The 12,472-nt window shown below is 67.1% G+C and carries 10 protein-coding genes; 5 read left to right on the top strand and 5 right to left on the bottom strand.

Annotation, left to right across the window (positions count from 1 at the left end):
• From pheA to IHD13_RS01205, 4 genes are all read right to left on the bottom strand, one after another.
• Positions 1-1,092, bottom strand: a complete 1,092-nt coding sequence (pheA, locus tag IHD13_RS01220; protein WP_195859213.1) for a prephenate dehydratase — start codon at positions 1,090-1,092, stop codon at positions 1-3.
• 72 nt (positions 1,093-1,164) lie between these two features.
• On the bottom strand, positions 1,165-2,244 hold the full coding sequence (gene serC, locus IHD13_RS01215; protein WP_195859212.1) for a 3-phosphoserine/phosphohydroxythreonine transaminase: 1,080 nt from the start codon (positions 2,242-2,244) through the stop codon (positions 1,165-1,167).
• A gap of 43 nt (positions 2,245-2,287) precedes the next feature.
• On the bottom strand, positions 2,288-5,026 hold the full coding sequence (gene gyrA / locus IHD13_RS01210) for a DNA gyrase subunit A (protein ID WP_195859211.1): 2,739 nt from the start codon (positions 5,024-5,026) through the stop codon (positions 2,288-2,290).
• A 354-nt stretch (positions 5,027-5,380) separates the two neighbouring features.
• Positions 5,381-5,815, bottom strand: coding sequence for an acyl-CoA thioesterase (locus IHD13_RS01205; RefSeq protein WP_195859210.1), 435 nt, complete (start codon positions 5,813-5,815; stop codon positions 5,381-5,383).
• A gap of 162 nt (positions 5,816-5,977) precedes the next feature.
• Between IHD13_RS01205 and IHD13_RS01200 the strand changes: the two genes are divergently transcribed.
• From IHD13_RS01200 to IHD13_RS01180, 5 genes are all read left to right on the top strand, one after another.
• Positions 5,978-6,919 (top strand): recombination-associated protein RdgC, encoded by a 942-nt coding sequence (locus tag IHD13_RS01200; RefSeq protein ID WP_195859209.1) that lies wholly within the window; start codon positions 5,978-5,980, stop codon positions 6,917-6,919.
• Positions 6,920-6,937: 18 nt separating this feature from the next.
• Positions 6,938-8,119, top strand: coding sequence for a 1-acyl-sn-glycerol-3-phosphate acyltransferase (locus IHD13_RS01195; protein WP_195859208.1), 1,182 nt, complete (start codon positions 6,938-6,940; stop codon positions 8,117-8,119).
• A 28-nt stretch (positions 8,120-8,147) separates the two neighbouring features.
• Positions 8,148-9,326 carry a cation diffusion facilitator family transporter gene (locus IHD13_RS01190; protein WP_195859207.1) on the top strand — a complete coding sequence of 393 codons (1,179 nt, stop codon included), beginning with the start codon at positions 8,148-8,150 and terminating at the stop codon, positions 9,324-9,326.
• A gap of 93 nt (positions 9,327-9,419) precedes the next feature.
• Positions 9,420-10,118, top strand: coding sequence for a transglutaminase-like cysteine peptidase (locus IHD13_RS01185; protein WP_195859206.1), 699 nt, complete (start codon positions 9,420-9,422; stop codon positions 10,116-10,118).
• A 46-nt stretch (positions 10,119-10,164) separates the two neighbouring features.
• Positions 10,165-12,093: an EAL domain-containing protein gene (locus IHD13_RS01180; protein ID WP_195859205.1), complete on the top strand. Its 1,929-nt coding sequence runs from the start codon at positions 10,165-10,167 to the stop codon at positions 12,091-12,093.
• A gap of 7 nt (positions 12,094-12,100) precedes the next feature.
• On the opposite strand, the gene IHD13_RS01175 is transcribed toward IHD13_RS01180, so the two are convergent.
• A complete protein-coding gene (locus IHD13_RS01175) occupies positions 12,101-12,424 on the bottom strand; it encodes a tryptophan synthase subunit beta like protein (RefSeq protein WP_195859204.1) in 324 nt (107 codons plus the stop codon).
• Positions 12,425-12,472 lie beyond the last annotated feature (48 nt).

Genomic DNA, 12,472 nt, shown 5'->3' with positions numbered 1-12,472 from the left:
CTAGAGGACACCCGTGGGGTAGGAGCCCAGCACCTTGAGCTCGGCGGCGCGCAACTGCACCTCCTCGAGCACCGCGGCGACCCGCGGCTCGTCACGATGCCCCTTGAAATCGATGAAGAAGACGTAGTTCCACACCCCGCTGCGCGAGGGCCGGGTCTCCAGGCGGGTCAGGTCGATCTGATGGCGATGGAAGGGCTCCAGCAGGTCGTGCAGGGCCCCCGGCTGGTTGCGCATGGCCACCACGATGGAGGTCTTGTCGTCGCCGGAGAGCGGCACGTCCTGATTGCCGATCACCAGGAAGCGGGTGGAGTTGTCCGGGCGGTCCTCGATCTTCTCGGCGATGCGCTCCAGGCCGTAGAGCTTGGCCGCCATGTCGCCGGCGATGGCCGCGCTGTGCCACTCGGTCTTGATCAGCTTGGCCGCCTCGGCATTGGAGGCCACCGGCACCCGCTCGGCGCCCGGGTAATGGGCGTCCAGCCACTTGCGGCACTGGGCGAAGGACTGGGGGTGGGAGTAGATGCGGCTCACCTTGTCCTGGCGGGTGTTGCTGGAGACCAGCAGGTGGTGATGGATGCGCAACACCACCTCGCCGCAGATGCGAATCGAGGAGTCGACGAAGGAATCGAGGGTGTGATTGATCACCCCCTCGGTGGAGTTCTCCACCGGCACCACGCCGTAGTTGGCGGCACCCGCCTCCACCTCGCGGAACACCTCGTCGATGGCTGCCATGGGCAGGCTGACGGCGCTGTCACCGAAGTGCTTGAGGGCCGCCTGCTGGGTAAAGGTGCCCTCGGGACCGAGGTAGGCCACCTTGATGGGCTGCTCGAGGGCCAGGCAGGCGGACATGATCTCGCGGAACAGCCGCGCCATCTCCTCGCTGTCCAGGGGGCCCGGGTTGAGCTCCATGATGCGCCGCAGCACCTGAGCCTCCCGCTCGGGGCGGTAGAAGACCGCCTTGGGATCCTCGGCGCTCTTGACCTGGGCCACCTGCTGGGCGGCCTGGGCGCGCTCGCTGATCAGCCGCAGGATATCGTTGTCCAGGCTATCGATGCGCTGGCGCAGCGCATCGAGATCGATGGGGGTATCACTCATGGGTGGTTCCCTTCTTATCGGGTCAATGGGGGACAGGCCCCCATTTCTTTAGCTTACCGCTTACCGCGGGGCTTAGCCCCGGCGCTTCTCGAAATCGGCCATGAAAGCCACCAGGGCATCCACCGCCGCCTCGGGCACGGCGTTATAGAGGCTGGCGCGCATGCCACCCACGCTGCGGTGGCCCTTGAGGTTGAGCAGCCCGGCCGCCTCGGCCTCGGCCAGGAAGGCGCCATTGAGGGCGTCGTCGGCCAGCACGAAGGGCACGTTCATCCGCGAGCGATTCGCCGGGGCGATGGGGTTGGAGTAGAAGTCGCTGGCGTCGATGGCCCCATAGAGCTTGGCCGCCTTGCGGGCGTTGATCGCGGCCATGGCCTCGAGGCCGCCCACGTCTTCCTTGAGCCACTGGAACACCAGACCCGCCAGGTACCAGGCGTAGCTCGGCGGGGTGTTGTACATGGAGCCGTTCTCGGCCATCAGCCGGTAGTTGAACATGCTGGGCGTCTGCGGGAGGGCGCGATCCAGCAGGTCGTCACGGACGATCACCAGGGTCAGGCCGGCGGGACCGATATTCTTCTGGGCCCCGGCATAGATGACACCGAATTTCGACACCTCCAGCGGCTCGGAGAGGATGCTGGAGGACATATCGCAGACCACCGGCACCGGCGCCTCGGGGATATAGTCGAAGGCCAGGCCACCGATGGTCTCGTTGGCGGTGTAGTGCAGGTAGGCGGCGTCCTCGGAGAGGGCGATCTCCGCCTGGCGCGGCACCGCACTCAGGCCCTTGTCGCTCTCGGCGGCGATATGGGCGCTGGCCAGGTGGCGCGCCTCGGCGATCGCCTTCTTGCCCCAGATCCCGGTATAGAGGTAGTTGGGGGTGCCGCCCCGGCCCAGCAGGTTATAGGGCAGCATGGCGAACTGCATGGAAGCGCCGCCCTGCAGGAAGAGCACGCGGTAATTGTCGGGGATGGCCAGCAACTGGCGCAGGTCGCGCTCGGCGGCCTCGGCGATAGCCACGAACTCATCGCTGCGGTGACTCATCTCCATCACCGAGAGGCCACGCCCCTGGTAGTCGAGCAGTTCATCGCGGGCCCGCTCCAGCACCGCGGTGGGCAGGGCCGCCGGCCCGGCGCAGAAATTGAAATGGCGTGTCATCGGTGTTTGGCAATGGGGGACAGACCCCCATTTTCTCCCTGTATTAGCTGTCTTCACCGTCACCGGCACCGAAATGGGGGTCTGTCCCCGCTTCGTCGCCCGCTTCGTCGCTTGGCGCGGCGCCCTCCTCCGAAGCCAAGGCATCTTCTGCCGGCGCTTCGCTCTCTTCCGGCTCGTCCACCCGTACCGTCTTGACCAGCTTTTCTCCCTCGCCGAGGCGAATCAGCATCACCCCCTGAGTATTACGGGAGGTGGTGGAGACCTCCTCGACTCGAGTCCGCACCAGGGTGCCGCGATCGGTGATCAGCATCATCTCGTCGGCGGAGTAGACCTGCATGGCGGCCACCAGGGCCCCGTTGCGCTCGCTGGTCTGCATGGCGATCACGCCCTGGCCACCGCGACCGCGCAGCGGGAACTCCTCCAGGCGGGTACGCTTGCCGTAGCCATTCTCGGAGGCAGTGAGGATGTAGATCTGGCCACCATTGCCGTTGACGGGGGTGACCTCCTCGCCTGCCTCGGCATCGGCTTCATTATCCGCCTCGGCATCGATCTGCTGGCTCTGCGGGATGATCAGGCTGATCACCTCGGCGCCGTCGGCGAGGCGCATGCCACGCACCCCCCGGGCGGTGCGGCCCATGGCCCGCACCGTGGTCTCCTCGAAGCGAATCGCCTTGCCATTGGAGGAGAGCAGCATGGCGTGGTCGCTGCCGCTGGTGATGGCGGCACCCACCAGGCGGTCGCCCTCTTCCAGGTCGATGGCGATCAGGCCGACGCTGCGCGGCCGCGAGAACTGCTCGAGGCTGGTGCGCTTGACGGTACCGCGAGCGGTGGCGAAGAAGATATAGCTCTCCGGGTCGTAGTCGCGCACCGGCAGGATGGCGTTGATCGACTCGCCCTCCTCCAGCGGCAGCATATTGACCAGCGGCTTGCCCCGGGAGCCGCGACTGGCCGCCGGCATCTCGTAGACCTTGAGCCAGTAGACCTTGCCGCGGTTGGAGAACAGCAGCACGGTGTCGTGGGTGGAGGCCACCAGCAGGTGCTCGATGACGTCCTCGTCCTTCATGGCGGTGGCGGACTTGCCGCGGCCGCCGCGACGCTGGGCCTGGTAGTCGGAGAGCGGCTGGGTCTTGGCATAGCCGGAGCGGGACACGGTGACCACCATGTCCTCCTCGGCGATCAGGTCTTCGATGGAGAGGTCCAGGTGGCTGGCCTGGATCTCGGTGCGACGCGGGTCGGCGAACTGCTCGCGCACCGCGGCCAGCTCCTCGCGGATCACCTCCAGCAGGCGCTCGCTGGAGGCCAGGATCGCCGTCAGCTCGGCGATCTTCTCGAGGATGCTCAGGTACTCGTCGAGGAGCTTCTCGGTTTCCAGGCCGGTGAGGCGATGCAGGCGCAGCTCGAGGATCGCCTGGGCCTGGCCCGGCGAGAGGCGGTATTCGCCGCCGGTGGGACTCAGGCCGAAGCCCTCGCCGAGCTCCTCCGGCTTGCAGGAGGTGGCCCCGGCGCGCTCCAGCATGGCGGTCACCTGCCCCGGCTGCCAGGTCTTGGCGAGCAGCTTCTCCTTGGCCTCGGTGGCGCTCGGCGAGGCCTTGATCAGCTCGATCACCTCGTCGATATTGGAGATGGCCACCGCCAGGCCCTCGAGGATATGGCCGCGCTCGCGGGCCTTCTTCAATTCGAAGAGGGTGCGCCGGGTCACCACCTCGCGGCGGTGACGAATAAAGGCCTCGAGGATCTCCTTGAGGTTGAGGATCTTCGGCTGGCCGTCTTCCAGGGCCACCATATTGATGCCGAAGACGTTCTGCAGCTGGGTCTGGGCGAAGAGATTGTTGACCACCACCTCGCCGGACTCGCCCCGCTTGACCTCGATGACGACGCGCAGACCGTCCTTGTCGGACTCGTCGCGCAGTTCGGCGATGCCCTCGATCTTCTTGTCCTTGACCAGCTCGGCGATCTTCTCGATCAGCCGCGCCTTGTTCACCTGGTAGGGCAGCTCGGTGATGATGATATGGTCACGACCGCTCTTGTCGTCATGCTCGATGGTGTGCAGGGCACGCACGTAGATGCGCCCGCGGCCGGTACGATAGGCCTCGAGGATGCCGGCGCGGCCGTTGATGATGGCGCCGGTGGGGAAATCGGGACCGGGGATATACTCCATCAGGTCGTCGACGCTGAGGGTGTAGTCGTCGATCAACGCCAGGCAGGCGTCGATGACCTCGCCCATGTTGTGGGGCGGGATATTGGTGGCCATGCCCACGGCGATACCGGAGGAGCCGTTGACCAGCAGGTTGGGCACCTTGGTGGGCAGCACCTCGGGGATGCGCTCGGTGCCGTCGTAGTTGTCGACCCAGTCGACGGTGTCCTTCTCCAGGTCGGCCAGCAGCTCGTGGGCCAGGCGCGCCATGCGCACCTCGGTGTAACGCATGGCGGCGGCACTGTCGCCGTCGATGGAACCGAAGTTGCCCTGGCCATCCACCAGCACATGGCGCATCGAGAAGTCCTGGGCCATGCGCACGATGGTGTCGTAGACGGCACTGTCACCGTGGGGGTGATACTTACCGATGACGTCACCGACCACACGGGCGGACTTCTTGTAGGCCTTGTTCCAGTCGTTGCCGAGCTCGTTCATGGCGAACAAGACCCGGCGGTGCACCGGCTTGAGGCCATCGCGCACGTCCGGCAGCGCCCGGCCGATGATCACGCTCATGGCGTAATCGAGGTACGACTGCTTCAGTTCGTCCTCGATATTGACTGGCAGAATCTCTCTGGCGATCTCACCCATGGGTCGTCGAATCCTTGTACTGCGACAGATTGGCGCGACGGCGATAGCGTCGTGACAGCAGGGGCGGAGTATACCACCGCCCCACCCTCAAGGGCAGCGGGGCGGTCGGGACAGGACGCCAGAGCGCCTATAACGCGAAAGGGATTAATCGAGGGTATCGGGATCGACCACCAGCGGCGCCAGGACCTCGCGCAGCATCCCTTCGATAGGCAGGGCCCGCTGGCTGGCGTCATCCAATAGCACGAAGGTCAGGCCAGGGTATCGGGATCGACCACCAGTGGCGCCAGGACCTCGCGCAGCGCCCCTTCGATAGGCAGGGCCCGCTGGCTGGCGACATCTAGAGAAGCACGAAGGTCAGGCCAGGGTATCGGGATCAACCACCAGCGGCGCCAGGACCTCGCGCAGCACCCCTTCGATGGGCAGGGCCCGCTGGCTGGCGACATCCAATAGCACGAAGGTCAGGGTGGCCTCGACCACCAGGCCGCCATCGTCGCGCCGCAGGATACGCTGGCGCATCCTGGCGCTGCGCCCGCCGAGCTCGGCCAGCACCGTCTGCACCTCCAGGTCATCGCCGGCCACCGCCGCGCGGCGATAGTCGATATTGAGATTGACCGCCACCAGCGCCACCTCCCCCGGGGCGAACCACTTGGCCACTTCGGGGCGCTCGTCGAAATAGGCCCAACGGCCCTCCTCGAGGAACTCCAGGTAGCGGGCATTGTTGACGTGGCCATAGCCGTCCAGGTGGTAGCCGCGTACGCGCAGCCGAGTCGAGGTCAGAGAAGGCGTCATCGAGGGCTCCTTGGGGTTGTGATCGGGACCAACACCTCGAGTGTAGGGACCCGCAAGGGCACAATCAAACGAAGGTTTGAAACAAGCGAAACCCCACCGCTGCGCTGGTACCCACCGCCGCCTTTGGCCATAATAGGCCTCCTTTTTTGTCCAGGACTGGCTATGTGGTTCAAGCACTTGCATCTCTATCGACTGCATGACACCGAGGTCATCCCGCTGGAAGCCCTGGAGGAGCGGCTCGCCGAGCAGGCCTTCCGTCCCCTGGGCGGTAGCGAGGCGACCCGACTGGGGTGGCGTACCCCGGGCGGGCGCACCAGCCCCCGTTTCGTGCATGAGGTGCAGGGCCATCGTCTGCTCTCGGCGCTGCGCCAGGAGCGGGTACTGCCCAGCGCCGTGGTCCGCGAGGAGGTCGAGGAGCGCGCCGCCGATCGCGAGGCCGCCGAGGGCCGCCCCCTGCCCCGCCGCGAGCGTCAGGCCATCAAGGAGCAGGTCTACGAAGAGTTCCTGCCCCGCGCCTTCGTGCGCAGCCAGCGCCTCGACCTGTGGTGGGATACCCGTGGCGGCCTGATCGGCATCAATGCCAGCTCCCGCAAGCGCGCCGAGGAGATCCTCGACCTGCTGCGCCAGACCCTGGGCAGCCTCAAGGTCACCCCGCTGGCCACCCAGATGCTGCCGATCCGCGCCATGACCGCCTGGCTCAGCGATGCCGACCAGCGCCCCGAGGGACTGATCCTCGGCGACCAGGTGGAGCTCAAGTCCAAGGACGAGGGCGTGGTCCGGGCCCGGCAGATGGACCTGGACAGCGACGAGATCAAGCAGTTGCTGGAGAACGACCGCCAGGTGACGCGCCTCGCCCTGGAGGTGGAGGGCCAGCTTGCCTGGACCCTGCACGATGACCTGGCCCTGAAGTCGCTGCGTTTCGCCGATGCGGTGATCGATGAGGCGGCCCAGGCGGACGATGGCGACGACGCCATCCTGCGCCTGGAGACCGACTTCGCCCTGATGGCCCAGACCCTCGCCCCGGTCATCGCCCAACTGACCCGCTGGCTGGGCGGTGAAGCCAGCGCCCAGGAGAGCGGCAGCCCCGCCCTGGCCCAACAATAATGAGCGTGTGATAGCCCCGTGACACAAGCATCGATCGATACCCCGGATCCCTTCGCCGAGATTCGCCCCTACCACGACGACGAGGTCGCCGAGGTCCTGGCGCGCCTGGCCCGCGACCCGGAGCTGCTCGACGCCCTGACCCAGTTCAAGCTGCCGCGCCTGGCCCGCTTCGCTCCCGGCCTGGCGCGCGCCCTGGCCAGCTTCGTCGTGCGCCGCGAGGTCCGTGGCGTGACCAGCGTGCGCGACTTCCAGATGCGCATCGCCGGTTACATGCAGCGCATGATCCGTACCACTACCGACGCCTTCGAGGTCACCGGCCTGGAGGCCCTGGATAGCGACACCGCCTACCTGTTCATCGGCAACCATCGGGACATCTCCCTGGACCCGGCCTTCGTCAATTACGCCCTCTACCTGGCCGGGCGCAACACGGTACGCATCGCCATCGGCGACAACCTGCTGCAGAAGCCCTATGTCAGCGACCTGATGCGCCTCAACAAGAGCTTTATCGTGCCACGCAGCGCCCGGGGCAAGCGCGCCATGCTGGCCGCCTACCAGCAGCTCTCCGCCTACATCCGCCACTCCATCGTCGAGGACAATCACTCCATCTGGATGGCCCAGCGGGAGGGCCGCGCCAAGGACGGCATCGACCGGGCCGACCCGGCGATCGTCAAGATGCTGACCATGGCGAGCCGTCAGCGGGACAAGGGCGTGGGCATCGGCGAGGCGATCCGCGAACTGCGCCTGGTGCCGGTGTCGATCAGCTACGAGTACGACCCCTGCGACCTGCAGAAGGCCCGCGAACTGCATGCCCTGCACACCGAGGGGCGCTACGAGAAGGTCCAGTACGAGGATATCCGCTCTATCGTCGCCGGCATCACCGGCCCCAAGGGGCGCATCCGGCTACACTTCGGGACACCCCTCGGCCAGGGGGTGGAACTCGACTCTCCCGAGGCGGTGGCCACCGAGATCGACCGCCAGGTGCTGGCCGGCTACCACCTCTTCCCCAGCCACTACCTGGCCCTGGAGGCCAGCACGGCGATCGACGAGAGCGTACGCAAGGAGCTGCTCGACCTCAGCGACGTCACCGAGGCGGATCGCCAACGCTTCGCGGCACGCCTGGCCGAGGTACCGGAGCCGCTGCGCGACTGGTGGCTGGCCCAGTACGCCAACCCGGTGCTCAATCGCGCCGGCAAGCTGTAAACCCGGCAAACTGCGCAGGATTTCGACCATGGCTCATGCCCACCACTCCCACCTCACGCCGGCCGACAAGGGGCGCGAAGCCCGCCGGGTCACCCTGGTGGGCGCCTTCTTCGACGGCCTGCTGGGCCTGCTCAAGGTGGTGGTGGGCTTTCTGGTCGGATCCGCGGCCCTGGTGGCCGATGGTATCCACTCCTTCTCCGACCTGGTCACCGACGGCTTCGTGCTGGCCGCCACCTATTTCGGCCACCAGGCCCCGGACCGCAACCACCCCTATGGCCATGGCCGCATCGAGACCCTGGCCACCCTGTGGCTGGGCAGCGTGCTGATCTTCGTGGCCGGCGGCATCGCCTGGGCCAGCGCGGTACGGCTCTTTACCGGCACGCCGATCCCCGCCCCGGGCCTCTGGGCGATCCTGCTGGCGGTGGTCGCCCTGGGCATCAAGGAGTGGCTCTACCACTACACCCTGCGCACCGCCCGTCGCATCGGTTCCAAGCTGCTGGAAGCCAACGCCTGGCACTCGCGCACCGACGCCCTCTCCACCGTGGTGGTGCTGGTGGGCCTGATCGGCGCCCAGCTCGGCCATGGCTGGCTGGATGCCGTGGCCGCGGTGCTGGTGGCCCTGCTGGTGGGCAAGATCGGCGGGCGTCTGCTGTGGGAGTCCAGCCAGGAACTGATCGACACCGCCCTGCCGGAGTCCGAGCAGGCGGCGATGCGCCAGGAGGGGCAGCGGGTCCCCGGCGTCCACGGCATCCACGACCTGCGCACCCGCACCGTGGGCGGCAACGTGCTGCTCGACCTGCATATCGTGGTGCCGCCCCGGGTCACCGTCTCCGAGGCCCACGAGATCGGCAACGAGGTGAGTCGCCGATTGCGCCAGGCCTTCCCCGACCTGCACGACGTGACCTTCCATATCGACCCCGAGGATGACCAGGGCATGCTGGCTCATAGCCATCAGCCGGGCCTGCCGCTGCGCAGCGAAGTGGAAGCCCAGCTGGCCGAGGCCTGGGACGGGGAGGCCTGCTGGCAGCGCCGGGTGGCCCTGGACCTGCATTACCTGGATAACCGCATCGATATTTCGCTGTATATTGCCGAAGCCCCGGCAGATATGGCCCTGGATGCGCTGGCCGACAAGCTGCGGCGTGACGCCGCCCACCTGCCCTGGCTCGGCCTCCTGCGTCTCTGGGTGGGCCCCGGCGAGGCCGCCTAGCCCCTCTCTTCTCTCCCCCTCTCCGCGTGACCTGCTTGCCTGGCCTGCTAGACTGGTAACATTCTGAAACATAATGTTGCCCCGGGTGCCGCCATGAGCCCATGCCCACCGGTCACGACCCCGCTGACCCGCCGCCGCTTCCTGGCGGTGGGAGGCGGCGTGCTGCTGGCCGGCCTGCTGGGCTTTTCCCCCTCCGAGGCACGCCTGGATGCCTCACGCCTCAGGGAGAGCATGCAGCGACTCTATGGTAACCGCGGCCTAGAGGCCCTGGAGGCCTGGTTGGCCCTGCTGCGACAGCTGGAAGGGGCCCCCCTCGATACCCAGCTTCGCGAGGTCAATCAGTTCTTCAACCGGCGCATTCGCTGGGTCGACGATATCGATAACTGGGGCGCCGAGGATCACTGGGCCACGCCCCTGGAGACCCTGGGCCAGGGCCAGGGGGACTGCGAGGACTACTCGATCGCCAAGTACATCACCCTCAAGCAGTTAGGGGTGCCCGGCGACAGATTGCGCATGATCTATGTGCGGGCACGGCTCGGTCGCAGCAGCATCACCCAGGCGCATATGGTGCTGGGCTATTACGCGACCCCCGGGGCGGAGCCATTGATCCTCGACAACCTGGTGCCCTCCATTACCCCGGCCGGCCAGCGGGTCGACCTGGACCCGGTGTTCAGCTTCAACAGCCAGGGCCTGTGGGTCGGCGACTCGCCGGCCTCACGGGCCGATCCCGTCGCCCGCCTCTCCCGCTGGCGCAGCGTCCTGGCACGCATGGAGGAGCAAGGCTTCCTATGACGCCCTCTCCCTCCCCCCAAGGCCTATCGGCTAACGAGGTGCTCCCATGTCACTGATCAAGCAGCTCTGGCTTATCGTCGGTCTGGTGCTACTGCTGGCTTTCGGCGGCAGCCTGATCATCGGGCTCACCGCCACCCGGCACTATATCGAGCAGGAAGTGCGCATCAAGAACGCCGACAACGCCAATGCCCTGGCACTGAGCATGTCCCAGCTCGACAAGGACCCCGTGATCATCGAGCTACTGCTGGCGGCCCAGTTCGACACCGGCCATTACCGCCGGATCAGCCTGGAGAGCGCCACCGGCGAGCCGATCGTGCACCGCGAGGCCGACGAGCATGTCGATGACCTGCCTCGCTGGTTCGTGGAACTGGTGCGCTTCGAGGTGCCTCCCGGTCGCGCCGTGGTTCAGGACGGCTGGCGACAGTACGGCACCCTGACCCTGGCCAGCCAGCATAGCTATGCCTACCACACCCTATGGCGCAGCAGCCTGCGCCTGACCGCCTGGTTCCTGCTGGCGGGCCTGTTCAGCGCCCTGCTCGCCTGGTGGATCGTGCGTGGCATCCAGCGCCCCCTGCGGGCCACGGTGGACCAGGCCCAGGAGATCGGCGAACGTCGCTTCACCACCCGCCCGGAGCCACGCACCCGGGAGCTGCGTGATGTGACCTCGGCCATGAACCGGCTCTCCCTCCAGGTGAGAGAGATGCTGACCGAGGAGGGTGAAAAGCTCGACCGCCTGCGCCACCGCCTGCAGCTCGACCCCCTGACCCAGCTGACCAACCGCGAGCATTTCATGCAGCAGCTACAGGTCAGCCTGGAGAGCGAACGCCGCCGCGCCCACGGCTACCTCGCCCTGGTCCGGGTGGGTGAGCTGGCCACCTTCAACGAGCGGCTGGGGCATGCCCGGGTCGATGGTTTGCTGAAGGAGCTGGGCCAGGCCCTCAAGCGCATGACCGATGGCGAGGAAGGCGCCTACTGTGGTCGCCTCAATGGCAGCGACTTCGCCCTGATGCTGCCCTGGGAGGATGATGCCCATGCCATGGCCAAACGCCTGGCCGATAGCCTCCACCCCCTGGCCGATGCCGCCGAGGGCATTCCCCTGCCCATGGCCATCGTCCGCCTGACCCCGGACAGCCAGCGGGCCGAACTGCTCAGCCGCCTGGATGCCGGCATCGCCGAGGCCGAGGCCCGGGGAGCCAGATCTCATGTCATCGATAGCTGCGAATCCCAGCCGCCGCTGTTCACCAGTCATGAGCAGTGGCGCCAGGCCCTGAGCGCCGCCCTCGATGACGGCGTCTACCTGGCCCACTACCCGGTGCTGAGCCCCGAGGGGGAACTGCTCCACCACGAGTGCCCCTCTCGGCTGCGCCTCCTGGGGCATTGGCGGGGGCCAAGCCTCTTCATGCCCTGGATTCGCCGCCTGGCGCTGCACGCCCGGCTCGACCTGGCCGTGGTCACCCAGGCCTTGCGCGAGATCGATCGGGATGGTCTGCCGCGGGGTATCCACCTGTCACTGGAGGGCATCAGTGACAGCCATCTGATCGGTCAACTTCAGCGGCTGCTCTCCACTCATGCCGAGGCCAGCCGAGCGCTGTGGCTGGAGCTGCCCCAGGTGGCGGTGGAACACCGCCTGGAGCGGGTCCGCGACCTCTGCCAGGCACTCCGCCCCCATGGCTGCCCAATCGGCCTGGAACACGCCGGCGCCGGCCTGGCGCGGCTCGCCGACCTTCAGGATCTGGGGCTTGGCTATATCAAGCTGGACGTGAGCCTGGTGGGAGGCATCGACGGCAGCCAGGAACGCCAGACCATCGTGCGCGGCATGGTGACCCTATGCCGCTCGCTGGGCATCCTGGCCATCGCCGAGGGGGTCGCCACCCACGCGGAGCGGGATACCCTGGTCGAGATCGGCGTCCATGGCCTGACCGGACCGGGCATCCGTGACCCGCGCCACGAGCTGGAGGACGATAGCGACGGTTGAACGTCGATCAGATGACGCCATCCTCCTCATCATCCAGCAGATTGACGCTATTGATCCGGCGACGCAGCGACTGCCGGGTCAACAGCTTGTCCCGGGCCGCATCGGGCAGGTCGGTGAAGCTGATCACCCCCTTCTCCATCAGCACCTGGATCAGGTCCTCCAGCACCCGGACCAGCTCCAGGTCCGAGGCCTGCATGGGATCCCGGGCGGTCTCCCGGCCCAGGAAGCGATCCAGCTCGGGATCGTCCCCGGGCAGCCACTCCCGGCACTCGGGGGTCGCCTCCCGGCTGACCCTGCGCAAGGCCCCCGTCTCATCCCGGCTCACGTACATGGCACCCTCCTCGCCCAAGCGTATCTTGACTTCAGCATAACCCAATAT

Origin of the sequence: Halomonas sp. 328 (assembly GCF_015645095.1) — a bacterium.
Lineage (GTDB): Bacteria > Pseudomonadota > Gammaproteobacteria > Pseudomonadales > Halomonadaceae > Bisbaumannia.
Note: the sequence above shows the minus strand (reverse complement) of the source record. Positions and strands in the feature narration are given on the sequence as shown.